The organism is Rhodoferax sp. GW822-FHT02A01 (assembly GCF_038784515.1).
Lineage (GTDB): Bacteria > Pseudomonadota > Gammaproteobacteria > Burkholderiales > Burkholderiaceae_C > Allorhodoferax.
The window spans coordinates 298,133-322,059 of record NZ_CP152376.1; the positions used below are offsets into that span (position 1 = coordinate 298,133).

The 23,927-nt window shown below is 61.0% G+C and carries 26 protein-coding genes and 1 riboswitch; of the genes, 9 read left to right on the forward strand and 17 right to left on the reverse strand.

The window, feature by feature from the left end; translation table 11 throughout:
- Positions 1-195 precede the first annotated feature (195 nt).
- On the reverse strand, positions 196-657 hold the full coding sequence (locus tag AAGF34_RS01340) for a MarR family winged helix-turn-helix transcriptional regulator (protein WP_342618837.1): 462 nt from the start codon (positions 655-657) through the stop codon (positions 196-198).
- A 72-nt stretch (positions 658-729) separates the two neighbouring features.
- On the opposite strand from AAGF34_RS01340, the gene AAGF34_RS01345 reads away from it, so the two are divergent.
- The gene (locus AAGF34_RS01345) at positions 730-1,281 is read left to right on the forward strand and encodes a PaaI family thioesterase (protein ID WP_342618838.1); all 552 of its coding nucleotides are present in this window, start codon (positions 730-732) and stop codon (positions 1,279-1,281) included.
- 13 nt (positions 1,282-1,294) lie between these two features.
- Here AAGF34_RS01345 and AAGF34_RS01350 read toward each other — a convergent pair whose 3' ends face one another.
- Positions 1,295-2,443 carry an HD domain-containing phosphohydrolase gene (locus tag AAGF34_RS01350; protein WP_342618839.1) on the reverse strand — a complete coding sequence of 383 codons (1,149 nt, stop codon included), beginning with the start codon at positions 2,441-2,443 and terminating at the stop codon, positions 1,295-1,297.
- Between the two features lie 589 nt (positions 2,444-3,032).
- On the opposite strand from AAGF34_RS01350, the gene AAGF34_RS01355 reads away from it, so the two are divergent.
- A complete protein-coding gene (locus AAGF34_RS01355; RefSeq protein ID WP_342618840.1) occupies positions 3,033-3,674 on the forward strand; it encodes an MBL fold metallo-hydrolase in 642 nt (213 codons plus the stop codon).
- On the opposite strand, the gene AAGF34_RS01360 is transcribed toward AAGF34_RS01355, so the two are convergent.
- Together AAGF34_RS01360 and ruvB are read right to left on the reverse strand one after the other, a co-directional pair.
- The gene (locus tag AAGF34_RS01360; RefSeq protein ID WP_342618841.1) at positions 3,653-4,243 is read right to left on the reverse strand and encodes a 5-formyltetrahydrofolate cyclo-ligase; all 591 of its coding nucleotides are present in this window, start codon (positions 4,241-4,243) and stop codon (positions 3,653-3,655) included. The two genes, AAGF34_RS01355 and AAGF34_RS01360, sit on opposite strands and share 22 nt — an antisense overlap.
- Positions 4,244-4,245: 2 nt before the next feature.
- On the reverse strand, positions 4,246-5,304 hold the full coding sequence (ruvB, locus tag AAGF34_RS01365) for a Holliday junction branch migration DNA helicase RuvB (RefSeq protein WP_342618842.1): 1,059 nt from the start codon (positions 5,302-5,304) through the stop codon (positions 4,246-4,248).
- A 168-nt stretch (positions 5,305-5,472) separates the two neighbouring features.
- Between ruvB and AAGF34_RS01370 the strand changes: the two genes are divergently transcribed.
- Positions 5,473-6,693 carry a carbonic anhydrase family protein gene (locus AAGF34_RS01370; RefSeq protein WP_342618843.1) on the forward strand — a complete coding sequence of 407 codons (1,221 nt, stop codon included), beginning with the start codon at positions 5,473-5,475 and terminating at the stop codon, positions 6,691-6,693.
- 1 nt (position 6,694) lies between these two features.
- Here the strand turns inward: AAGF34_RS01370 and ruvA are convergent, their stop codons facing one another.
- Positions 6,695-7,267, reverse strand: coding sequence for a Holliday junction branch migration protein RuvA (gene ruvA, locus AAGF34_RS01375; RefSeq protein WP_342618844.1), 573 nt, complete (start codon positions 7,265-7,267; stop codon positions 6,695-6,697).
- 52 nt (positions 7,268-7,319) lie between these two features.
- Between ruvA and AAGF34_RS01380 the strand changes: the two genes are divergently transcribed.
- Genes AAGF34_RS01380 through AAGF34_RS01390 form a run of 3 tightly spaced genes read left to right on the forward strand, consistent with a single transcriptional unit; the run spans position 7,320 to position 9,710 of the window.
- Positions 7,320-8,333, forward strand: coding sequence for a PhoH family protein (locus tag AAGF34_RS01380; RefSeq protein WP_342618845.1), 1,014 nt, complete (start codon positions 7,320-7,322; stop codon positions 8,331-8,333).
- Positions 8,330-8,782 carry an rRNA maturation RNase YbeY gene (ybeY, locus tag AAGF34_RS01385; RefSeq protein WP_342618846.1) on the forward strand — a complete coding sequence of 151 codons (453 nt, stop codon included), beginning with the start codon at positions 8,330-8,332 and terminating at the stop codon, positions 8,780-8,782. Before AAGF34_RS01380 ends, ybeY begins: the two co-directional genes overlap by 4 nt.
- Positions 8,783-8,786: 4 nt before the next feature.
- Positions 8,787-9,710 carry a transglycosylase SLT domain-containing protein gene (locus tag AAGF34_RS01390; RefSeq protein WP_342618847.1) on the forward strand — a complete coding sequence of 308 codons (924 nt, stop codon included), beginning with the start codon at positions 8,787-8,789 and terminating at the stop codon, positions 9,708-9,710.
- On the opposite strand, the gene dtd is transcribed toward AAGF34_RS01390, so the two are convergent.
- A complete protein-coding gene (gene dtd, locus AAGF34_RS01395; RefSeq protein WP_342618848.1) occupies positions 9,704-10,177 on the reverse strand; it encodes a D-aminoacyl-tRNA deacylase in 474 nt (157 codons plus the stop codon). The genes AAGF34_RS01390 and dtd overlap by 7 nt on opposite strands.
- 8 nt (positions 10,178-10,185) lie before the next feature.
- Positions 10,186-11,430: a tyrosine--tRNA ligase gene (gene tyrS, locus AAGF34_RS01400; RefSeq protein ID WP_342618849.1), complete on the reverse strand. Its 1,245-nt coding sequence runs from the start codon at positions 11,428-11,430 to the stop codon at positions 10,186-10,188.
- A 122-nt stretch (positions 11,431-11,552) separates the two neighbouring features.
- Here tyrS and AAGF34_RS01405 point away from each other — a divergent pair, with 122 nt between their 5' ends.
- A complete protein-coding gene (locus tag AAGF34_RS01405) occupies positions 11,553-12,923 on the forward strand; it encodes a M23 family metallopeptidase (RefSeq protein WP_342618850.1) in 1,371 nt (456 codons plus the stop codon).
- A gap of 23 nt (positions 12,924-12,946) precedes the next feature.
- Positions 12,947-14,062 carry an anhydro-N-acetylmuramic acid kinase gene (locus tag AAGF34_RS01410; RefSeq protein WP_342618851.1) on the forward strand — a complete coding sequence of 372 codons (1,116 nt, stop codon included), beginning with the start codon at positions 12,947-12,949 and terminating at the stop codon, positions 14,060-14,062.
- A gap of 17 nt (positions 14,063-14,079) precedes the next feature.
- Here AAGF34_RS01410 and erpA read toward each other — a convergent pair whose 3' ends face one another.
- The 5 genes from erpA to rplM all read right to left on the reverse strand — a co-directional run bounded on the left by erpA (position 14,080) and on the right by rplM (position 16,597).
- Positions 14,080-14,445 carry an iron-sulfur cluster insertion protein ErpA gene (gene erpA / locus AAGF34_RS01415; protein ID WP_342618852.1) on the reverse strand — a complete coding sequence of 122 codons (366 nt, stop codon included), beginning with the start codon at positions 14,443-14,445 and terminating at the stop codon, positions 14,080-14,082.
- Between the two features lie 60 nt (positions 14,446-14,505).
- A complete protein-coding gene (locus AAGF34_RS01420; protein WP_342618853.1) occupies positions 14,506-14,901 on the reverse strand; it encodes a polymer-forming cytoskeletal protein in 396 nt (131 codons plus the stop codon).
- 19 nt (positions 14,902-14,920) lie between these two features.
- Positions 14,921-15,649, reverse strand: a complete 729-nt coding sequence (locus AAGF34_RS01425; protein ID WP_342618854.1) for a DUF6776 family protein — start codon at positions 15,647-15,649, stop codon at positions 14,921-14,923.
- Between the two features lie 88 nt (positions 15,650-15,737).
- Complete coding sequence (gene rpsI, locus AAGF34_RS01430; RefSeq protein WP_094477218.1) at positions 15,738-16,130, reverse strand: 30S ribosomal protein S9; 393 nt, start codon at positions 16,128-16,130, stop codon at positions 15,738-15,740.
- Complete coding sequence (rplM, locus tag AAGF34_RS01435) at positions 16,127-16,597, reverse strand: 50S ribosomal protein L13 (protein ID WP_342618855.1); 471 nt, start codon at positions 16,595-16,597, stop codon at positions 16,127-16,129. Before rplM ends, rpsI begins: the two co-directional genes overlap by 4 nt.
- A 241-nt stretch (positions 16,598-16,838) precedes the next feature.
- On the opposite strand from rplM, the gene rlmJ reads away from it, so the two are divergent.
- Complete coding sequence (rlmJ, locus tag AAGF34_RS01440) at positions 16,839-17,729, forward strand: 23S rRNA (adenine(2030)-N(6))-methyltransferase RlmJ (protein ID WP_342618856.1); 891 nt, start codon at positions 16,839-16,841, stop codon at positions 17,727-17,729.
- Positions 17,730-17,740: 11 nt separating this feature from the next.
- Here rlmJ and AAGF34_RS01445 read toward each other — a convergent pair whose 3' ends face one another.
- The 5 genes from AAGF34_RS01445 to AAGF34_RS01465 form a co-directional block, all read right to left on the reverse strand.
- Positions 17,741-18,622, reverse strand: coding sequence for a methylenetetrahydrofolate reductase (locus AAGF34_RS01445; RefSeq protein WP_342618857.1), 882 nt, complete (start codon positions 18,620-18,622; stop codon positions 17,741-17,743).
- A gap of 40 nt (positions 18,623-18,662) precedes the next feature.
- A complete protein-coding gene (locus AAGF34_RS01450; RefSeq protein WP_342618858.1) occupies positions 18,663-19,502 on the reverse strand; it encodes a TlyA family RNA methyltransferase in 840 nt (279 codons plus the stop codon).
- Between the two features lie 24 nt (positions 19,503-19,526).
- Positions 19,527-20,981, reverse strand: a complete 1,455-nt coding sequence (ahcY, locus tag AAGF34_RS01455; RefSeq protein ID WP_342618859.1) for an adenosylhomocysteinase — start codon at positions 20,979-20,981, stop codon at positions 19,527-19,529.
- A 75-nt stretch (positions 20,982-21,056) separates the two neighbouring features.
- A riboswitch (S-adenosyl-L-homocysteine riboswitch) is annotated at positions 21,057-21,146 on the reverse strand.
- Positions 21,147-21,192: 46 nt separating this feature from the next.
- Positions 21,193-22,206: a substrate-binding domain-containing protein gene (locus tag AAGF34_RS01460; RefSeq protein WP_342618860.1), complete on the reverse strand. Its 1,014-nt coding sequence runs from the start codon at positions 22,204-22,206 to the stop codon at positions 21,193-21,195.
- Positions 22,207-22,230: 24 nt separating this feature from the next.
- On the reverse strand, positions 22,231-23,886 hold the full coding sequence (locus AAGF34_RS01465) for an alpha-glucosidase family protein (RefSeq protein WP_342618861.1): 1,656 nt from the start codon (positions 23,884-23,886) through the stop codon (positions 22,231-22,233).
- Positions 23,887-23,927: the final 41 nt, after the last annotated feature.

The following is a 23,927-nucleotide window of genomic DNA, read 5'->3' on the forward strand; positions in this document are numbered from 1 at the left end:
TATTTACGTAACATCATTCGACACGCAGTCTTGCGGGAGCAAACAATCGAGCCTTTTATGCGCTGAAATTTCTTGTTGCGCAGCGACTATTGCTTGTTTTGAGGAAATGCTCGACCAACTTTGTCTTTTGGCGAACAAATTTTGAAAATTGATTTTGGAAGTGACGCAGCCGACTGTCCGCGCGTCCGACCGCTGCTACGGATTGTGTGTTGTATCCGCCAACAACTCCAACGATTCATCAATCAACCGATGCAACGCGTTGACCCGCTGCGCACCCAGCACCTGATTGATGCCCTCCTGCGCAACCTTCCATCTGCACTGTGCCTCCGTGCGCTTGGCTTGGCCTTCGGGCGTGGCGGATAGCAGCAGGCTGCGGGCGTCTGCGCCCGGGCTTGTGGTGAGCCAGCCCGCGTCCACCAGTGGCTTGAGGTTGCGTGAGAGTGTGGAGGTGCTGACCTTCATCTCGGCGGCCAGGTCCACTGCGCGTATGGGGCCGAGCTTGACCACGTACGACAGCAGGGAATATTGCGTGCCCTTGAGGCCTACCTTGCCCATTTCATCGTCGTAGTGCTGCGCGATGCGGCGCATGAGCTGGCGCAGCTTGAGGTTGGTGCAACCCTGGGGTTTTGGTTCTGCCGGTTTGACAGTGGTTCGCATAGCATTTATTGTATATACATCTGTTGCATATGCAACATATTCGTCAACAAACACCAAGAGGAAACACACAGCATGGCGCATTCATCCACCATTGACGCATGGCTCGCGCAGGAGCAGGAAGTCTTGGCCCGCATGCACGCGGGCGCCGGGCCGGGCGCACTGCAGGCGGAGCATGTGAGCGGCAAGAACGGTCTGGAGATGATGCAGGCCATGTTGCTTGGCGAAGTGCCCTACCCGCCCATCGCGCAGACGCTGGACTTCACCCTGTTGGAGGTGGAAGAAGGCCGCGCCGTCTTTCAGGGCACGCCGGGCGAAAAGCACCTCAACCCCATGGGCACCATCCACGGCGGCTGGTATGCCACGCTGCTGGACTCGGCCCTGGGCTGCGCGGTGCACACCATGATGCCGGTGGGGCGTGGCTACACCACGGCGGAGCTGAGCGTCAACCTGGTGCGCGCCATTGGGCCGAACGTGCAGCGCGTGCGGGCCGAGGGGCGCATCATCCACTGCGGCCGCCAGTTGGCCACTGCCGATGCACGCATCGTCGGGCCCGACGGCACGCTGTATGCGCATGGCACCACAACCTGCCTAGTATTTGAGATGCGCCCGCAGAAAGCCGCTTGAGCGCCGGCGCTATCTATTTCGGCGCCACGGTGGCGTAGCCGTAGATTCTTTCAGGCGGGATGCGTGCAATATTCGGCGGCAGAGGTGCCTTGCCAGCAATAGCGTGCTCGGGCAGCGCGGTGTCGTAATGCAGGGTGTGGGTAATGGACGCGCCCTTGGCGTCAATGATGCAAGCCACTTTGGGGCAACGGGGGTTCTCAGCCCTGCGCATGACCAGCGCGGTTTCGCCGGACACCAGCTTGACAACCTCGCCCGGCGGATAGATTCCAAACTCCTTGATGACGGCGCTGGATAGGGGGCCGCCTTTGTCTTCTTCATACAGCTGTTTGGCAGCTTCCCGTATGGACAGGGCCGAGCGAAGAATGCGGGGGCTGATCTTTGCCATGAAGACGTCCGCCACACGCAGCGCCACAGCTATCTCGGCCACCTCTTTCAGGCCCTGGGGATAGCCACTGCCGTCGGTGCGCTCGTGGTGTTGCAACACGGCGGTCAGCCACTCGGGGTCAGTGACTCCGGCCTTTTGCAGCCACTCATGCGCCTCGCCTGGATGGCGGCGGATCTGGTTCTTCTGGCTCTCACGCATGGGCACGTCCTGCTTGGCCATTTGGCCTTGCAGTGTCAGCACCGGGATGTTCATGGAAATGGCAGCGCACATCAGGCTGTTCACGCGCGGTTGCGGCCAGTTCATGCGACGGGCGATGAGCAGGCACAACACAGCCGTCTGAATGGAGTGGCTGAAACCGTAGAAATAGAGGTCCGCGTTTTCTTGCCGAACAGCGTGATACAGCGCGATATCTACGTCCTTGTCGACCAGGTCAACCAACGACCGGACAAAGCCCTGAATGCGCTCGACGGCATCGATTGGCTCTCTCAATGCCTCAACCAGAAGGCGCATCTCGTTGGGCAGATCGTCCCAAATGGAAAACAGATTGACCGGGCGCTTGGGACTGCTTATTGCTGATTGCGAGACAAGCAGACTCTCTGCGGCCTTTGCCTCTTCAAAGTCGACGAAGGCGCCGCGCTCCAGCAGGGCGTCGAGCTGCACTTGGCTATCAACTACCTGCCCCTTGGATAGAAGAAGGCGTTCATCGGCATCCCGGACATTCCAAGGCAACGGGACGCCCAACTTGACTTTTGCAGCAGGCAGTCTCAATAGCTTCATTTGGTGTCACATGTCGGGGTGGCCAATGATGCCACCCTTTAATGTGAACTATTACCACCTTTCCCTCAAATGCCACTAGGGTTTTCACGTAAGCCTTGCGCTTCAGACTGGAGCGTCGTTGCCCAGGGCAAGAAGCTATTTTTCTGGCGGAACAATGATGACGGTACTGCCACTGGCTCCTGTATTTCCCGTATTGCCTTTGTCCCCTGTGCTCCCGGTACTGCCAACACTGCCGGTATTGCCCGTGTTACCCGTTGCTCCCTGCCCGCCAGCATTGCCCGTGTTGCCTGTATTCCCGGTATTGCCGGTCGCACCTCGAGGTCCCGGGGGGCCATTACATGCTCCTAAGCCCAGCAGCAAAATGAGAGCTGCCGATGGAATTGCGTATTTCATAAAAAAGGTCCTTCAGTTACAAGCGGTCACATTGATTCGCTGCTTGAACTTTGGACCGAAGGACACAAGGAGTCTGTTTGCCAGCGCACTGCGTGCGCAGACGCACGTGCCTTGAATACCCTGCCACGCTCTTGTCTTAAGATACCTTTGATTCCACCCACTTCCTTGCGTTGCTATTGGTTTCGCAGGTTTCTCCATGCTGCAATACCAAACGATTCCCGTCACGCCCTTTCAACAGAACTGCTCGCTGGTCTGGTGCGACCAGACCCGCTCTGCAGCGGTCATAGACCCCGGAGGCGATTTGCCACGCATCCTGGCCGAGGTAAAGCGCCTGGACCTTAAGCTGGAGCAGATCTGGCTCACGCACGCCCACATCGACCATGCCGGTGGCACGGCAGAGCTGGCGCGTCAGTTGTCCCTGCCCATCATCGGGCCGCACAAGGGCGACCAGTTCTGGATTGACGGGCTGGCGCAGCAGGGCAAGATGTTCGGCTTTCCGCATGCCGAGGTATTCACGCCCACGCGCTGGCTGGTGGATGGCGACACGGTCACCATTGGCAACAGCACGCTGCAGGTGCGGCACTGTCCGGGCCACACGCCGGGGCATGTGGTGTTCTACTCAGCCGAGGCCAAGCGCGCGTTTGTGGGTGACGTGCTGTTTGCTGGCTCGATTGGCCGTACCGACTTTCCGCAAGGCGATCACGATGCGCTGATTGCCAGCATCCGCGAGCGCCTCTGGCCCATGGGCAGCGACACGGTGTTCGTCCCCGGCCACGGCCCGGAGAGCACCTTTGGCCGCGAGCGACGCAGCAACCCTTATGTTGCTGACGGGGTTTGAGTCGGGAAGATGCCGCGCTCGGTCACCACGTAGTCCATGGGCAGGTCAAAGTCCTGCGGGTGGATGGTGTCCAGGCGTGAGAGCTCGTAGGCCACGCCGATGGTGAGCGGCCTGGGTTGGATGCTGGCCAGCGTGCGGTCATAAAAACCACCGCCGTAACCCAGGCGGTAGCCCGCCGCATCAAAGCCCACCGGCGGCATGATGAGCGCCTGCGGGGTCACCACGTCGGTGCCATCGGGCACGGGAATGTCGTACACACCAGTAGTCATGGCCACACCGGGCCACCAGGCGCGAAAGCGCAGCGGCTCGGCCTTGCGCACCACCTCGGGCAGCGCGGCAGTGGCGCCAAGGTCGCGGAAGTGGTGTACCGCAAACCGCGGGTCAAACTCCCCCTGGTAGGGCCAATACAGGCCTATGGTCATGCCGGTGAGCTGGGGGAAGCCGTCGATCAGAAGCTGGGTGATGGCGGCGTTCCAGGCCTTGCGATCCGCGTCCGACACGGCCATGCGCCTGGCAATCAGCTCCTTGCGCGTGGCGGCCTTCCAAGCCTTGATGTCTTCGGGCGCCATGGTCACAGCAGAGGCAGTTCGCCATCGCGCTGAGGTGCGGCCACGCCCAGATGGCGGTAGGCTGCCAGCGTGGCAATGCGTCCACGCGGCGTGCGCTGCAAAAAGCCTTGCTGGATCAGGTAAGGCTCGATCACGTCTTCAATGGTTTCGCGCTCTTCACCGATGCTGGCGGCAATGTTGTCCAGCCCCACCGGGCCGCCATCAAAGCGGTGGATCACCGCCTCCAACAGTTTGCGGTCCATCAGGTCAAAGCCCTGCGGGTCCACGTCCAGCATGGCGAGTGCGCGGTTGGCAATGTCCAGCGTGATGGTGCCCTTGCCCTTGACGTCGGCATAGTCGCGCACGCGGCGCAGCAGGCGGTTGGCAATGCGCGGCGTGCCGCGCGAGCGGCGGGCAATTTCGAAGCCGCCCTCTTCGTCCATGGGCACGTTCAGCAAACCGGCGCTGCGCGTCACGATGCGCTGCAGCTCCTGCGAGGTGTAGAACTCCAGCCGCGCCACGATGCCGAAGCGGTCACGCAGCGGATTGGTCAGCATGCCGGCACGGGTGGTGGCGCCCACCAAGGTGAAGGGTTGCAAATCGAGCTTGATGGAGCGGGCAGCTGGCCCTTCGCCGATCATGATGTCGATCTTGTAGTCCTCCAGCGCGGGGTAGAGGATTTCCTCCACCACGGGCGAGAGGCGGTGGATTTCATCGATGAACAGTACGTCGTTCTTTTCCAGGTTGGTCAGCAGCGCGGCCAGGTCCTTGGGCTTTTCCAGCACAGGCCCACTGGTCTGGCGCAGGTTGACGCCCAGCTCGTGGGCAATGATGTGCGACAGCGTGGTCTTGCCCAGGCCCGGTGGGCCGAACAGCAGCACATGGTCCAGCGCCTCGGAGCGCATCTTGGCCGCGCCTATGAAGATTTCCAACTGTTCGCGCACCTTGGCTTGCCCCACGTACTCGTCCAGCAGCTTGGGGCGCAGGGCGCGTTCAATCGCCTCTTCCTGGGGCGAAGTCGGGGCGGCCGACACCATGCGCAAAGGCGGTGCGGCAGAAAAATCGTCGGTCTGGATACTCACAGGATCATTCGCAAAAAAGGGGGGACGGGCGTCGGGACCCACTATAGCGCGTGGCGCCCTACCCGGTAGGCAAACTCAAGTTGGACAGGATTTGCGCCGATACTGTGGACAAACGCCTCCAGAAGTTGGACCTGTACGGTACATGTCCATGCGGCTCCAAAGACCACAATGAATACAAAGACCCGTCCTGCCATTGCCCAACGTCTTGCGCTGAACCTGCTGTTCGCCAGTGGGTTGTTGCTGGGCCTGTGGTCTGCTGGCCTTGTCCACGCCGAGGAGAAGGTTGAGAAGATAGAAAAGATTGAGCTGATCGAGCTGCCGCTCAACAAGAACCGGAAGGTCGAAAAGCCGGTAGCCAAGGAAGCGGCAGCAGCATCCTCTGCCCCAGCGGTCAGCGGCAAACTCACGCCGGCCGCACCGACCACAGAGCATGCGGCCCCAGCCGAACCCGAAGCGCCCGCCGGAAGCGAGTCGGTCCGCCAGCTCAAGCAGGCGCTCTCAGCCATTGGCACGCCCAGCAAGAAGCCCGAGGATGCCAACAAGCGCATCACCCTGACCAACACCGGCACCAAGCGAAGCTCCTCCACAAAATCAGCGGCAGAACCCAGCGGCGACAGCCGCCAGTACATCCGGGCGCGGGCCATGGCGCTGGCCAATGGCGAACAGCCAGTTGCCCACGGCGCAGCGGCAGAAGGCCATGGCGGCGAGGTGCACTGGTCCTACGAAGGCGAAAACGGCCCGCAGAACTGGGGCAAGCTCAAGCCCGAGTTCAACCTGTGTGCCATTGGAAAGCGCCAATCCCCCATCGCCATTCGCGATGACGCCACCCTGCTCGGCCCGGCCGAGCCCATCCGCTTCATCTACACACCCAGCCGCGGTACCGTGGTCAACAACGGACACACCATCCAAGTGGATGTGGAGGGCGAAAACTCCATCACCGTGCGCGGCTCCACCTACAAGCTGCTGCAGTTCCACTTCCACACGCCGTCGGAAGAGATGATCAACGCCAAGCGCTATGCCATGGTGGCGCACCTGGTGCATAAGAATGACGCTGGGCAATTGGCCGTGGTTGCCGTACTGCTGGAGCAAGGCGAACCCAACCCGCTGATCGACACCGTCTGGACCTATTTGCCGCTGGACACCAATGACCGGGTGGGCGTTCCAGAGGGTCTGATCGACATGAACAAGCTGCTGCCCACCGACCAGCGCTACTACCAGTTCATCGGCTCACTGACTACGCCACCCTGCACCGAGGGCGTGCTGTGGATGGTTTTGAAGCAGCCGCTGCGCCTGAGCCCGGCGCAGTTCCGGGTGTTCAGCCAGCTGTTCCCGCTCAATGCCCGGCCGGTGCAACCGCTCAACGGTCGCCCGGTGCGCGAAGCCAAATAGTCTATTTGGCCAGCGCGCGCAGCGCCAGCTTGATGCCGTCGCTCACGCCCACATCGGCCGGCAGTGCCTTGAGGGCCGCTGCTGCTTCCTTGTCGCTGTAGCCCAGTGCCAGCAATGCCTGCAGGATGTCGCCCTGCGCGCCGCTGGAGCCGCCCGCCGGTGCACCGATGTCGGCGCCCAGCTTGCCCTTGAGTTCCAGCAACAGGCGCTCTGCGGTCTTCTTGCCGATGCCGGGCACCTTGATCAGGCGCCCCACCTCTTGCAAGGTCACGGCCTGTGCCAGATCGGCCACGCCCATGCCCGAAAGCACCGACAGCGCCGTGCGCGGGCCGACACCGGAAATCTTGATGAGTTCACGAAACGCTTCGCGCTCGGCGCTGGAGCCAAAGCCGTACAGGATTTGCGCATCCTCGCGCACCACGAAGTGGGTCAGCAAGCTGACTTTTTCGCCAGCTGCGGGCAGGTTGTAGAACGTGCTCATGGGTACTTGCACCTCGTAGCCCACGCCGCCGCAGTCCACGATGACCTGGGGCGGATTCTTGTCGCTGAGGATGCCGGTGAGCTTGCCAATCATTTTGTGCCTATCATGGGGTTACTTGGTTCTATTGCCTTCAGGAATTATCAGCTTGATTCTCAGACACCTGTTCACCCCGCTGAACAACACCCGCCTGTCGCACTTGTGCGGCCCCACCGACGAACACCTGCGCACCATTGAGATTGCCCTGGACGTGCGCATTGCGCACCGCCATGAGCAATTCAAGGTGGAGGGCGCCAAGGCCAAAGCCCAGCGCGCCATGGACATGCTGCAGGCGCTCTACGAAATCGCCTCGCGTCCGATTGCCCCGGCCACGGTGCAGCTCATGCTGGCGGGCGACGGTTCGGCGGAAGCGGCGGCAGGCCCTACCCTGTCCACGCGCCGTGCCGACCTCAAGCCGCGTACGCAAAACCAGGCCTTGTACCTGGACAACATTGCCGAGTTCGACATCACCTTCGGCATCGGCCCGGCAGGCACCGGCAAGACCTATCTCGCCGTGGCCGCCGCGGTGGACGCCCTGCAACGCAGCGCAGTGCAGCGCATTGTGCTGACGCGCCCGGCTGTTGAGGCGGGTGAGCGGCTGGGTTTTCTGCCCGGCGACTTGAATCAGAAGGTAGACCCCTACCTGCGCCCGCTTTATGACGCGCTCTATGACCTCATGGGCTATGACCAGGTGCACAAGGCGTTTGAGCGCCAGGCGCTGGAAATTGCGCCCTTGGCCTTCATGCGCGGGCGTACGCTCAACAACGCCTTTGTGATTCTGGACGAGGCGCAGAACACCACGCCCGAGCAGATGAAGATGTTTCTGACGCGGGTAGGATTTGGCACCAAGACTGTCATCACCGGCGATCTGACCCAGATCGATCTGCCCAAGGCGCAGCTGAGCGGGTTGGTGGAAGCGGAGCGCATCTTGCGCCGTGTGCCGGGCATTGCCATTACCCGTCTCACCAGTGCTGACATCGTGCGCCACCCGCTGGTTGCGCGCATCGTGGACGCCTACGACGCTGCGCGGCTGAGCGACCTGCCGCCCATCGCCGTGCCGGAGCCCGCGCCTGAGGCGCCTCGCGTCGGCCTGCCCAAAACCCGTTCGCCCAAGGTGCGTTGATGTTGCATTCGCTTTCACTCTCGCTGCAGTTCGGCGATATCGCCTACGCCGCACGCCACCGCGCCGCACTGCCGCGCCACAAGGTCATACGCTGGATCCGCCATGCGCTGGATGCTGACGCCGAGATCACGGTGCGCATCGTCGATGCTGAAGAAGGCCAGGCCTTAAACCGTGACTTTCGCAAGAAAGACTACGCCACCAACGTGCTGACCTTTGACTACACCCAGGCGCCCCTGGTCACTGCCGATCTGGTGCTGTGCGCGCCGGTGGTCGCCAAGGAGGCCAAGGAGCAAGGCAAGACATTGCAGGCCCACTATGCCCACCTGATCGTGCACGGCACACTGCACGCCCAGGGCTGGGACCACGAAACCTCCAAAGCCGATGCTGAAGCCATGGAAGCCCGTGAAATCGACATACTGAGCGGCCTGGGTTTCAAGAACCCTTATTGACGCCATGCACATGCTGGCCCGCACCTGCGTGTGGCTTTTGGTTCTGGGCTGGGGCAGCGCCGTGTGTGCAGCGTCACCAGACAGCGACGCCACGCAATTGCCGCCTGCAGTCGCCCTGCTCCTTCAAAAGGCGCAGGAGGACGAGCAAAACCCGGATACCTATGAAGGCATGTGGCAGGCAGCCAATCGCTATTGCACGGCGTCCCGGATGGGGAGCACCGAGGCCCAGTTCCGCCTGGGCATGCTGTTCGCCTTCGGTCGCGGCGTACCCGAGAGCCAGGAATTGGCTGCGTCACTGTTCTCGCTAGCCGCCAATCAGGGGCATGCACTGGCCCTCGCCATGCTCGACACCATCCGCATGACCAGCAACACCCTGCCCGACTGCGTGATGCAGGCTTCTGCACCGCCCAGGGGCTCCAGACCTGGCGCCACGGATGCACTCGTCGCTGGCATTGACAAGCACCTGGACGATCTGCCCAGGAACCGACGCTGGATCATCGATCTGGTGGGCACCCAGGCGCGCTGGAACGCGGTGGACCCGCGCCTGATCCTGAGCATCATCGCCGCCGAGTCCAACTTCGAGACGACGGCCACCTCACCCAAATCGGCCATGGGTCTGATGCAGCTGATTCCGGCCACGGCCGAGCGCTTCAATGTGCAGAGCGCCTACAACGCGACGCAGAACATCCGGGCCGGCCTGAGCTATGTGCGCTGGCTGCTGTCGTACTACCAGGGGGACCTGAAGCTGGCACTGGCGGCCTACAACTCCGGCGAAGGTGTGGTGGACCGGTACAAGGGCATTCCGCCCTTCAAGGAAACCAGGGCCTATGTGCAGAAGGTGATCGCCCTGTATGGCAAGGCCACACATCCATTCGACGACAAGGCTGGCAAGGTCTCGCCCATTCTGGGCAAGCTCATCCGTTACTGAGGAGTGGCTGCGGGCTCTATCCGCATGGGGATGGTGATAGGGCCGTCATTCACCAGCTCGACAGCCATCTCGGTTGCAAAGCGGCCGGTCTGCACGATGGGATGCGCCGCCCGTGCCTGAGCCACAAAGTGGTCAAACAGCTGGCGCCCCAGATCCGGAGCCGCTGCGTTGGTAAAACTCGGACGGTTGCCGCCGCGTAGGTCGGCCGCCAGGGTGAACTGGCTCACGATCAGCAAGCCGCCCTGGGTGCCCTGGCCGTCGATGTTCTGGATGCTCAGGTTCATCTTGCCTTGGGCGTCGCCGAACACGCGCAGCTTCAGCAGCTTGGCCAGCAGCTTGTCCGCCTCCGTGGTGGTGTCCCCCTGCTCGGCGCACACCAGCACCAGAAAGCCACGCCCGATCTCGCCGACAATTTCGCCCTCCACGGTGACCTTGGCGCGACTGACGCGCTGTACCAGAGCCAGCATGCAGTGTGTTACGACAGCGTGACGCGGGCGAACTTGCGCTTGCCCACCTGCAGCACATAGGTGCCGGCAGAAAGCTTGAGGCCCTTGTCGCTCACCACATTGCTGTCGATACGCACACCACCGCCGTCTATTAGGCGATTGCCTTCACCGCTGGAGGCCGCAAGCCCCGCGGACTTGAGCAGCGCACCGATGCCCACGGCAGCACCGCCCTCGCCCAATGGCAGGCTGATTTCCTGAATCTCGTCCGGAATGCCGCCCTTGCTGCGGTTGATGAAGTCCTGCTCGGCGGCTTCGGCCGCGGCTGCCGAGTGAAAGCGCGCGGTGATTTCCTTGGCCAGCGCCACCTTGGCGTCCTTGGGATTGCGGCCCGCTTCCACCTCGGCCTTGAGCTTGGCAATGGCTGCCTCGGACTGGAAGCTCAACAGCGTGTACCACTTCCACATCAGCACATCGGAAATACTCAGCACCTTGGCAAACATGGTGTTGGGCTCTTCGGAAATGCCGATGTAGTTGTTCTTGCTCTTGGACATCTTGTCCACGCCGTCCGTTCCCTCCAGCAGCGGCATGGTCAGAATGCACTGCGGCTCCTGACCGTACTCGGCCTGCAGATGGCGACCCATCAGCAGGTTGAACTTCTGGTCGGTGCCCCCCAGCTCCAGGTCGCTCTTGAGCGCCACGCTGTCATTGCCTTGCATCAACGGGTACAGGAACTCGTGCACGGCGATGGGCGTGCCGGCGGTGTAGCGCTGGTGGAAGTCATTGCGTTCCATCATGCGCGCCACGGTGTAGCGCGATGCCAGCTGGATCATGCCGCGGGCGCCCAGCGGATCGCTCCACTCACTGTTGTAGCGGATCTCGGTCTTGCTCGGATCCAGCACCAGACTGGCCTGCTTGTAGTAGGTCTCGGCGTTGACCTTGATCTGTTCGGCTGTGAGCGGCGGGCGCGTGCTGTTGCGGCCCGAAGGGTCACCAATCATGCTGGTGAAGTCACCAATCAGGAAAATGACCGTGTGGCCAAGATCCTGCAACTGGCGCATCTTGTTGAGCACCACCGTGTGTCCGATGTGGATGTCCGGCGCAGTGGGGTCCAGCCCCAGCTTGATGCGCAGCGGCTTGCCCGTCGACTCGGATCTGATCAGCTTCTTGACCCAATCATCCTGGGGAATGAGCTCTTCGCAACCACGCAGCGTCACCGCCAGGGCCGCTCGAACAACGTCAGATATCACAATATGGGAGTTTGAGGCTTGATTCATAAGGGTTTTCAGGCGGACCGGTCGGCCAGTGGCCGCTATACTGCGGAGTCAGTCCTGCAACGTGCAAGGGACTTGCGACTGGATTTTAGTCGCCCTTGCCATGCCCCCCTGGAGCACCTAACTTGATACGCGCCATCGAACGCACTGTGAAAGAGCTGTGGGCCGACGCTGCTGCACTGCTGTCACGCCACCCCAAACGAATCGCTGCCGTCTTCACCGCCTTTCTGCTGACTGGAACCGGATTGACATATGCCGTAGCCAATCTGGCTCCAGACGCATCGGACCTCCCCGTTCACAACATCACCGAATCGCTGGCTACGCCGCTGCTGGACCAGCAGATTGACGCCATTCAGAACCAGGCGCTGAAGCTGTACCGCTCGGACTTCACCCGCTCCACCGACACGGCCGAAACGCTGCTCAAGCGTGTGGGGATTTTTGACCCCCAGGCGGCCGCCTTTTTGCGCACCAATCCGTTGGTGCAAAAGAATCTGTTGGGCCGCGTAGGCCGTGCGGTGACGGCAGAGGCGAGCGGAAGCAACGGCCTGCTCAAGCTACAAGCCCGCTGGAGTCCGGATGAAGATGGCACTTTCAAACGCCTTACGGTGGAAAAGACAGACACGGGCTTTACCTCGCGCCTGGAAACCCTGCCCCTGGTCGCCTCTTCGCGCATGGCTAGCGGCGTCATCTCTACCAACCTGTTTGCAGCCACGGACGAAGCCCGGATCCCCGATTCCGTGGCCAACCAGCTGGCCGACATCTTCTCCGGCGACATCGACTTCCACCGCGCCCTGCGCAAGGGCGACCGGTTTTCCGTCGTGTACGAGACGCTTGAAGGCGATGGCGAACCGCTGCGCGCCGGACGGGTGCTCAGCACCGAGTTCGTCAACGGAGGCAAGTCCTACCAAGCCATGTGGTTTGAAGACCCCGAATCCGCCGTTCGTGGCGTGCACAAAGGCGGCTACTACACCTTGGCCGGTGAAAGCCTGAAACGCGCGTTCCTGGCTTCGCCCATGGAGTTCTCGCGCATTACCAGCGGTTTCAAGATGCGCTTTCACCCCATTCTGCAGGTCTGGAAGGCCCATCTGGGCGTGGACTACGCCGCTGCCGTTGGTACGCCGGTGCGCAGCGTCGGCGACGGCGTCGTGGAGTTTGCCGGCGTGCAGAACGGTTACGGCAATGTGGTGAAGATCAAGCACCAGGGCCAGATCAGCACGGTCTACGCCCATTTGAGTCGCATCAATGTGCGCGTGGGTCAGTCCGTTGCGCAGAGCCAGACCATTGGTCTGGTGGGCATGACGGGCTGGGCAACTGGACCTCATTTGCACTTCGAGTACCGGGTGAACGGCGTGTACCAAGACCCGCAAACCATCGCCCGACGCAACGACACACAGCCCTTGGCCACTGCCATGAGGCCGCTATTCGACAAGGCGGCCGCCCAAGCGCGTGACGCTCTGGCAGCAGCCCGTCAGACGCAGCTGACCAGCATCGAATAGGTCTGCGCAAGCGCAAGGTGGTCATGTCCGACCTCTACATCGGCCTGATGTCGGGCACTTCGCTGGATGGCGTGGACGGTGTTCTGGTGGATTTTTCTTCGGTGCAGCCGCGCGTCCTGAGCCACGCCACCCAAGGTTTTGACGACCGGTTCCGGGCAGAACTGTTGCAGCTCAACACCTCCGGACCGGATGAGTTGCACCGCGCCGCATTGGCCGCCAACGAATTGGCTCGGGTCTATGCCTTGGTTGTGAAACGGCTTCTGGAAACCACCGGAACCCAACCTGCGCAGGTGCGCGCCGTAGGTGCGCATGGGCAGACCGTGCGCCACCGACCACAGCAGTTCGATGGCACCGGCTATACCTTGCAACTGAACCAGCCCGGTCTTTTGGCCGAACTGTGCGGCATGGATGTGGTCGCCGATTTCCGCAGCCGGGACGTGGCCGCCGGTGGCCAGGGTGCGCCGCTGGTCCCGCCGTTTCATCAAGCGCTATTTGGCCAGCTTCCAGGCGTAACGGCGGTACTCAACATTGGCGGCATCTCCAACCTCTCGTTGCTCAATGCCAGCGGCGCCGGAAGTCTCATCGGTTTTGATTGCGGCCCCGGAAATGCGCTGATGGACGCCTGGAGCCAAACCCACACCAGACAGGCTTTTGACGCAGAGGGCCGCTGGGCGGCAGCCGGTACGGTGCATGCCGGATTGCTGCAGAGTCTGTTGAGCGAGCCCTTTCTTGCATTGCCGGCGCCCAAGAGCACGGGGCGCGATTTGTTCAACGGCCCTTGGCTGCAAGCGCATTTGCAGTCATTTGCCCACGTGTCTGCCCAGGATGTACAAGCAACCCTGACGGAACTGACCGCGCAGGCGTGTGCCGACAGCCTGCTGAAGCAGGCACCAGACTGCAAGCGGCTGATTGTTTGCGGTGGCGGCGCCCTCAATACCCACCTCATGTCCAGGCTGCGGGCTCTGCTTCCCGGTTGTGACGTAGCCAGTTCTGCCGTGCACGGGCTGCCACCGTTGCAGGTTGAGGCAACCGCCTTTGCCTGGTTGGCCCGCCAGTGCTTGGAGCGCCAGACTGGGAGCGTCCAAAGTGTTACGGGCGCCAGAGGCGCCCGCATCCTGGGTGCAATCTACCCCGCCTGACAGGCGAGGTGTAACTTTCAGGTCGAGAAGGAAGAGCCGCAACCACACGTTGTGGTGGCATTGGGGTTCTTGATGACGAACTGGGCACCCTGCAAGTCTTCCTTGTAGTCGATCTCGGCACCTACCAGGTACTGGTAGCTCATGGCGTCAATCAGCAAGGACACACCATTCTTGGTCATGGTGGTGTCGTCTTCGTTGGTGATTTCGTCAAAGGTGAAGCCGTACTGGAAGCCGGAACAGCCACCACCCTGCACGAATACGCGCAATTTCAGTTCGGGGTTGCCCTCCTCGGCAATCAGGTCAGCAACCTTGGCCGCCGCGCTATCCGTAAAGAGAATGGGGGCGGGCATTTCGGTCTGTACATTTTCGGCAACGGCGCTCATGGGGGACTCCTGTCAGTTCTGCAATACCGCAATACTACACAAAAAAGCTCGGGAATTCTTTCAAGGGTTATTTGCCGCTAGTTTCAGTGCGGGCTTTTCCTCGCCTTCGAGCAGCGGACACAGCTGACCCGCGATCAGGGCGCCCAGATGCATTTCCAGCGCAGCATAGTGCACGTCACCTTCGATACGGGATTTGGGCTGCAGTTCAAGCAATTGGCGGGCATGGACCGGTCCGCGGACCGTGCCGTTCAGGATGATGTGGTCGGCGGTGACGGCCCCTTCAATCCTGGCCATCTCCGATATCACCAGCAGGCTGGGCTGGCCGGTGTCGGCCTGGACGTCTCCGCTGACCTCGCCGTCAATGCGAAGCCCTTCGCTGAAGAAAATATTGCCCGCAATGCGGCTTCCCTGGGCGATCAGGCTTTTGATAGGGGGCTGCTTCTTCTTGTTGAACATGGTTCACCTCGTGGGGTATCTACATCTTCAGGGTCTGCGTGGCACGCAGCGCATTGCCTTCCAGCACCCGCGCCACCACACTCTTGACAACGACTTGTGCAGGCACTTCCAGAGCGCCCTGCAGGCGCCCGTATTGTCGGACGGTAAAGCTTTGCGAACCACCGGGCAGATTGGTTACCCAAGGCTTGCCACCCAGGGTGCCACTAAAGGTCAGCTCCAGACGGCCACTGAACTCCGCAACATTCTTGCCGGACTGAATGACCAGCGCCTGCCATTTCAGGTCCTTGCCATTTTGGATTTCCGCCTGAAGCCCCCGGATGGCCACGCCTTCCGCGCCGGTGGAAGGAATGAGTTTCTCGAAAAAACCCAGGTCGTCGCGCAAAGACTGGTTTTCAGTCTGCATCTGCTTGACCTGCTCCAGCAGCTTCTCCTCGGAAGCTTTGCCCACGTTTACCAGCGTGCCCGCGGTGTTGGCAATCAGTTGGGCTTTGTCTCGCTCCTCCTGCAGCCTAGCCAGCTCTTCGCGCAACCTCGCCATTTGAGAGCGCAGGACGACCAGTTCCGCTTTGGCGCCATGGTCCAGTCCCGCAATGTCCTTGCCAAACTCGAACGCCCAAAGCCCGATCGCAGCACAGAACCCCAGAACAATCGCTGCCACCGCCCAGCGGAAAGGCCAAGGCAAGGCGCTTCGCACAGCCATGCGAGGCGCGCTGATGGTGAGTCGGCGAAGAAACAGGCGCAGTTTCATGGAGGCCGCAGTCTAGCAGGCACCATGAAAAAAGCCGCTGAAACTTGCATTCCAGCGGCTTTGGCAATTGCCAGCAATAAGCGAGTGCTTAGCGCTTGGAGAACTGCTTGCGACGGCGAGCGCCGTGGAAACCGACCTTCTTACGTTCGACTTCACGTGCATCGCGGGTCACGAAGCCAGCCTGGCTCAGGACGGGCTTGAGGGTAGCGTCGTAATCGATCAGAGCACGGGTAATGCCATGGCGAGTTGCACCAGCCTGACCGGACTCACCACCACCAGCCACATTGACCATGATGTCAAAGGTTTCAGCGTGGTTGGTCAACAGCAGGGGCTGCTTGCAGATCATGATGGAAGTAGCGCGACCGAAGAATTTTTCGATGGCCTTGCCGTTCACCACGATTTGGCCGGAGCCTTTTTTCAGAAACACGCGGGCGACGCTGGACTTGCGACGGCCGGTGCCATTGTTCCATTCACCGATCATTTGGCGGCCTCTCTCTTCACTGCGTTGGCAGAAATACCGGGGATTTCCAGAACCTTGGGTTGCTGGGCGGTATGGGGATGCTCTGCACCACCGTAGACCTTGAGCTTCTTGATCATGGCGTAGCCCAGGGGTCCCTTGGGCAGCATGCCCTTGACGGCTTTTTCCAAAGCGCGGCCGGGGTGCTTGGCTTGCATGTCGCGGAAGTTGGTGGCAGTGATGCCGCCGGGGTAACCAGAGTGACGGTAGTACACCTTGTCGATCGGCTTGGCGCCGGTGACACGCAACTGGGATGCGTTGATGATGACGATGAAGTCACCGGTATCTACGTGAGGCGTGTAAATGGCCTTGTGTTTGCCGCGCAAACGGAGAGCAACTTCGCTGGCTACTCGTCCGAGGACCTTGTCGGTCGCGTCAATCACAAACCACTCGTGCACGACCTCAGCGGGTTTTGCGCTGAAAGTTGACATGAGAATCTCTTTAGAAAAGTTGGTTTGGCGGGCTCTTTTCCACGGTCGGTGTTCCTTCTTGTACCGTCCGCCTTGCGGCATCCAGCGGGGAATCTCTTAGGTGGGTTTTGCCAGGATCAGCCTTGCAGCAGGGCCATGACACCTTCGCCGCGGAACCACAAATTCGCTGCGAAGCCCGCCATTATATGAAAGTTGATCAGCTTTTGGGGAACTTTTATGCGGGAAGCGTTACCATCAGGCCATGTTCAGCTACCGCCACGCCTTCCACGCAGGAAACCACGCCGATGTGCTCAAACACATTGTTTTGCTGGCCGTCATGCGTTACATGACCCAAAAAGACACGGCACTCAATGTGTTCGACACCCATGCGGGGGCCGGTTTGTACCGTCTGGACGGGGATTTTGCCAAGACCAGCGCCGAGGCTGCCGAAGGCTTCCTGAAGCTGGTTGCCAGCAAGGCGGAGCAACCTTTTGCCCCCGCCATCCAGGATTACATCGAGATGGTGGCGGGTTTCAACGCAGGCGGCACCTGGAGCGTGTATCCAGGTTCACCGTTCATTATCCAAAGCCTGTTGCACGGGCGCGACAAGCTCAAGCTGTTTGAGCTGCACCCCACCGATACCAAGACGTTGACGGCCAATATCGCCCAGCTGGAGGCCGGACGCCAGGTCACCATCCTGCGCGAAGATGGCTTTGAAGGCCTGAAGAAATTCCTGCCACCACCATCGCGCCGGGCTCTGGTTCTGTGCGACCCCAGCTACGAGCTCAAGAACGACTACGCTCGGGTGCAGGCCATGGTAGTGGATGCCATGCAGCGCTTCCCCACGGGAACCTATGCCGTCTGGTATCCCATCATTCCGCGCCCGGAAGCGCATGACGTTCCCAAGAAGCTCAAGACCCTGGCCAACAAATATGGCAAGAGCTGGCTGGGCGCCACCCTGACGGTCAAGAACAGCAAACTGACGCAGGATGCCGAAGGCGAAGTGGTACGCCCAGGCCTGCCGGCCAGTGGCATGTTCCTGATCAACCCGCCGCACACCCTCAAAGCCTTGCTCAAGGACGCCCTGCCCCAACTGGTCAAGGCACTGGGACAGGACCAGCACGCCGCCTTCACACTGGAAAGCGGCGGCTAGGCAGTCCCCTCTCAGGCTGCGGCGCGGACTGAAGCAGCCTGGGCGGGTACCAATCCCAGGCAGGAACACAAGGCCAGCACCGGCGCACTCTGGTTCATGGTGTAGAAGTGCAGTGCGGACACGCCACCGTCCAGCAGGCGACTGCACAGGTCGGCCACCACATCCAGCCCGAAGGCGCGTATGGATGCCAGATCCTCCCCGTAGCTTTGCAGCCGCATGCGGATCCAGCGAGGTATCTCTGCTCCACAGCCATCCGAGAAACGCATGAGCTGCGTGGCATTGGTGATCGGCATGATGCCCGGGATCAGTGGAATTTCCACGCCTCTGGCGCTGACCTCGTCGCGGAAACGAAAGTACGCATCGGCATTGAAGAAGTACTGCGTGATGGCCGAATTGGCACCGGCCTGGGCCTTGATCACGAACGCTTCCAGGTCGGCGGCGGGTGATTTGGCCTGGGGATGCACCTCCGGATAGGCTGCCACCTCCACCGAGAAGAAGTCGCCCGTTTCCTCGCGGATAAAGCGCACCAGGTCGCTGCCATGGCGAAAGTCTCCGGCAATGCCGTAACCACTGGGCAGGTCGCCACGCAAGGCCACGATGCGCTTCACGCCCATGGCCTTGAGCTGGGCCAGCTGTTCGCGAACGGACGCCTTGCTGGCACCAATGCAGGACAGATGCGAAGCAGCGGCCATGCCTTCGGACACCATTTCGCGCAGCGTGCTGAACGTGCCTTCCTGCGTGGTGCCACCGGCACCAAAGGTCACAGAGCAGAACTCGGGATTCAAAACATACAAGTCCTTGCGGATGCCGGCCATCTTGGCCGCCACTTCGGGACTCTTGGCCGGGAAGAACTCCAGGCTCAGGGGAACGCGCTTGTTCGCGGTCATAACCATCTCCTACCTCACCGGGCACAGCATGCTGCCATGCCGGGTTTCATTCAGCCACGTGGGTGGCGCAAATAAAAAACTCGCGGTTGCCGTCGCCGCCTTCAATGGGCGAGTCGAACCACGCGGTAACAGTCAAACCCAGAGCGGCGCACGCTTCACGCAAACGCTGCTCCACGATGACGTACATGGCTGGATCTTTGACAATGCCGCCCTTGCCGACTTGGCCGGGCTGCAACTCAAACTGGGGTTTCACCAGGGTCAACAAAGTACCACCGGGCTTGAGCAGAGGCACGATGGCTGGCAGGACCAGGGTTTGGGAAATAAAGGACAGATCGGCCACGATCAGGTCGAACTCCGGCGCAAATTCCGACACGGCATCATCCACGCCGTCTGCGTCAGCATCTTCGTCCTCTTCAAACTGGCCATCCTCGCCCGTGCTGTCTTCGTAAGCCTGGATCAAATCCTCGGCCGTGAGCGCACGCGCATTCACCTTTTCCACGCACAGCACGCGCGGATCGGTACGCAGTGCGGGATGCAACTGGGCACTGCCCACATCCACACCAACCACCGACTTGGCACCCTGCTGCAGCAGACAATCCGTAAACCCTCCGGTCGATTGACCGACATCCAGGCAGGCAAACCCTTTGACCGACAGACCGACTGTTTTCAGCGCAGCTTCGAGCTTGAGCCCGCCACGCGACACGTAGCGCGCCTCGGAGTCGTCCAGCAGGCGCACTTCGGCACCTTCGGGCAACTCGTCACCGTTCTTGACGACACGCTTCCAGCTCTCACCCTGGCGCCACTCGACACCATTGGCAATCAGCCGTTGTGCCTGTGAGCGGGTGCTGGCCAGCCCCCGCTGCACCAGCAGTTGGTCTATTCGCATAAGGTTTGCTAAGAAGACCTGCGCTTAATAGCGGTAGGTTTCTTTCTTGTACGGACCGGACTTGCTCACGCCAATATAGGCGGCTTGCGCGTCGGTCAGCTCGGTCAGCATGGCGCCCACCTTCTTCAGATGCAAACGGGCGACCTTCTCGTCCAGATGCTTGGGCAATACGTACACCTTGCCAACCTTGTATTCCTTGGGCTTGGTGAAGAGTTCGATCTGCGCAATGGTCTGGTTGGCGAAGCTGGACGACATCACGAAGCTGGGGTGACCGGTGCCGCAGCCCAGGTTCACCAAGCGGCCCTTGGCCAACAGGATGATGCGCTTTTCAGGCTTGCCGTTCTTGCCCTTGGTAGCAGGGAAAATCACATGATCCACCTGGGGCTTGATCTCTTCCCACTTGAGCTTTTCCAGGGAGGCGACGTCGATTTCGTTGTCGAAGTGACCGATGTTGCAGACGATGGCCTGGTCCTTCATGGCCGCCATGTGCTTGTAGGTGATGACGTCCTTGTTGCCGGTGCAGGTCACAAAGATGTCGGCCTTGTCGGCAGCGTATTCCACGGTCACGACCTTGTAGCCTTCCATGGCGGCTTGCAGGGCGTTGATGGGGTCGATTTCGGTCACCCACACCTGGGCAGACAAGGCGCGCAGGGCCTGGGCGGAGCCCTTGCCCACGTCACCGTATCCCACGACGCAGGCTACCTTGCCGGCAATCATCACGTCGGTCGCGCGCTTGATGGCATCCACCAGCGATTCACGGCAGCCGTACAGGTTGTCGAACTTGCTCTTGGTCACCGAGTCGTTCACGTTGATGGCGCGGAATGCCAGGGAGCCCTTGGCGGCCATTTCTTCCAGGCGCATCACGCCGGTAGTGGTTTCTTCGGTGACACCGATGATGTTCTTCAGGCGACGGCTGTACCAGGTGGGGTCTACCTTCAGCTTGGCCTTGATGGCGTTGAACAGGCAGATCTCTTCTTCGCTGCCGGGCTTGGCCAGGACCTTGATGTCCTTCTCGGCCTTGGCGCCCAGGTGCATCAGCAGGGTTGCATCGCCGCCGTCGTCCAGAATCATGTTCGGGCCTTCGGTCTTGGAACCCTTGGGGCCGAATTCAAAAATGCGGTGGGTGTAGTCCCAGTAGTCGACCAGGGTTTCGCCCTTGTAGGCAAACACGGGCGTTCCCTTGGCAACCAGTGCAGCAGCTGCGTGGTCTTGGGTAGAGAAGATATTGCAGGAAGCCCAGCGCACTTCGGCGCCCAGGGCTTGCAGTGTTTCCACCAGCACGCCGGTCTGGATGGTCATGTGCAGGGAGCCCGTGATGCGCGCGCCCTTGAGCGGTTGCGACTTGGAGAACTCCTCACGGATGGCCATCAGGCCAGGCATTTCGGTCTCGGCAATGGTCAGCTCTTTGCGACCCCACTGAGCCAGGCTCAGGTCGGCAATCTTGAAATCTTCGGTCTTGGCAGGCTTGGTAACGCTCATGGTTCACTCCAAAAGTTAATTTGAAAGCCACTGAACGCAGGGAAAACTCTGGGAGGGAGCTCACCCGGCAAATGCAGTGGGTGAGCGCCGTTGAGACAGCAGCCAGAAGGGCCACCGGGTCCGAGCCTCATTCACTTTGCGTGAACTGCAACGCTCCTCGGAAGCCGCAATTATAGGCGCATGCGGCGGGGCTTGACCCGGTAAGCAGTTTTCAGTCTCTGGGGCCGGTTGTCTGACCCGCCACCAGCTCGGGCTGGCGCAGAACCTGATAGGGCCCGGCGAGAGGGTCACGCAACACCTGCAGCACCATTTCGGCCATGGTGGTTCCGGTGTTGTGCGCGGTAGGCTGGGTCACCATGGTGGCGTCCAGCCCAGCCAGTAGCGAATCGGCAGGAATCACGCCGTGCACCACCACAGACACTTCCTTGCCCAGAGTGACCCCCATGTCCATCAGGCCCCGCATCACGCCGATGCCGCCCAGGTTGTTGTCCACCACGATGGCTGTAGGCGGATGGGCCAGCCCCATCAGCGCCTGCACAGCAGCCCGTCCGCCGCGGCGATCCACGGCAGGCCCTGAGAGCCAGGCGGGGTCGAAAGACAAGCCAGCTTGTGCCATGCCCCGCATGAAGCCGGTATGGCGCTGCATCGCAAAATTCAATTCCAAGGGCGAATGCACATAGGCGATGTCGGTATGCCCCAGGCCGTTCAGATGCTGCACTGCCTGCCTGCTGCCTTCTTCATTGTCGAAGTCGAACCAGGAAAAGTCGCCGCAATCCCCCGTACGGCCATAGGCCAGAAAAGGATAACCCTGCTTGCGCAGGTAGGTCACCCGCGGGTCCTGCACGCGGGTGTTGGGCAACACCACCGCATCTACGCGCCCGCCGCGAAACAGGCGATCGTAAATATCCAGATCCTGCTCATCTCCGGCCACCGCCAGCATCAGGTCATAGTGGTCGGTATGCAGCCGCTCGGCCAAACCACCGGCCATGTCCAGAAACTGCGGATTGCCCAGGTACTCCACGCCGGCGGAATACACAATGCCCACAGCCTCGGTGCTACCGCGCACCAGCCTGCGTGCGCCCGCATTGGCGCGGTAGCCCATGGCCTTGGCGGCCTCTTCCACGCGTTGCCGGGTCTGGGCGTTGACGTCCTGGTAGCCGTTCAGGGCACGGCTAACGGTGGACGTGGAAAGCCCCAGTTCCTTGGCAAGGCTTTTGATGTTCATGCGGGTATGTTGGTTATCCAATGCTCATTCCAGTTGCGCAAACAGGCCACCCCACGGCGCCAACTCCAGGTTGGGTGCATTCCATGTTGCGCCGCCCAGTTTGCTGTCTTGCAGTATCCGGGCAATTTTGCAGCCTTCGGGCAATGCATAGCTTGCGGGCCTGTCGCTGAAGTTGAACACGCACAGCAGACGCTGTGTGTCGGTGGAGCGCACAAAGGCGAACACCTGCGGATGCACGTCCAGCAACTGCATGTCGCCATCCAACAGTGCCGGCTGGGTCTTGCGCCAGCGCAGCAGGTGGCGATAGAAATGCAGCAATGAACCCGAGGCCGCATCCTGCTTGTCCACGGCCAGATTGCGATGGGTCTCTGCCACCGGGAGCCATGGCTTTGCGGTGGCCTTGCCAGCGGGCGAAAAGCCCAGGTCGGCTGCCGCGCTGTTCCAGGGCATAGGTGTGCGGCAACCGTCACGGCCCTTGAACTCGGGCCACATGGTGATGCCATAGGGGTCCTGCAGATCTTCGAAGGCAATCTGCGCCTCGGGCAATCCCAGCTCGTCTCCCTGGTAGATGCAGGATGATCCGCGCAAGCTGGTCTGCATGGCCACTGCGAGTTTCAGCAGGGCCACGTCCGGCGTGGCTCCACCCCAGCGCGTGGCGTAACGCGGCACATCGTGGTTGGACAGCGCCCAGCAGGGCCAGCCCCCTTCCGAGATGCGTCCGAAGCGGCTGAGAAAGGTATGGAGAAAGCTGGAGGAGTGCTCCGTTCCCAAGAGATCAAAGCAATACGCCATATGCAACTTGTCGCCACCACGCGTGTACTCGGCCAGACGGGCCAGGCCATCGTCGTCGCCGATTTCACCCACCATGGTGGTGTTGGGGTATTGGTCCAGCAGAGTGCGCAACTTGCGCAGGAACTCCAGGTTCTCGGGCTGGCTCTTGTCATACTTGTGCCATTGCCAGCCGTAGGGATTGACAGCACTCACCGCAGCGTCTTCACTCACCGGGCGACCGCGTGGCGGGTTGTTGCGCAACTGGGCGTCGTGCACATAGAAGTTCACGGTATCCAGCCGGTAACCATCAACACCCAGATCCAGCCAGAACTTCACGGTTTCCAACAGCGCGCTCTGCACCTCGGGGTTGTGGAAGTTCAGGTCCGGCTGGCTGGTCAGGAAGTTGTGCATGTAGTACTGGCAGCGGCGCGTGTCCCATTGCCATGCACTGCCGCCGAAAATGGACAGCCAGTTGTTGGGCGGGTTGCCATCGTCCTTGGCATCGGCCCAGATGTACCAGTCGGCCTTGGAGTTGGTCTTGCTGGAGCGGCTTTCCACAAACCAGGGGTGCTGGTCCGAGCTGTGCGAGAGCACCTGGTCGATCATGACCTTCAGGCCCAGAGCATGGGCACGATCCACCAGCGCCTTGAAGTCGGCCAGGCTACCAAACATGGGATCTACCGCGCAGTAGTCGCTGATGTCATAGCCAAAGTCCTTCATGGGGCTTTTGAAGAATGGCGACAGCCAGATGCCATCCACACCCAGACTGGCCACATAGTCCAGATGCGCGGTGATGCCCGGCAGGTCACCGATTCCGTCGCCATTGCTGTCCGCGAAGCTGCGTGGGTATATCTGGTAAATCACGCCACCGCGCCACCAGTTGTCGTTGGGAGCTTTTTGTAACTGCATTGTTACTACACCTTTGAAAAATGAAATTTGATTGAGGAGAA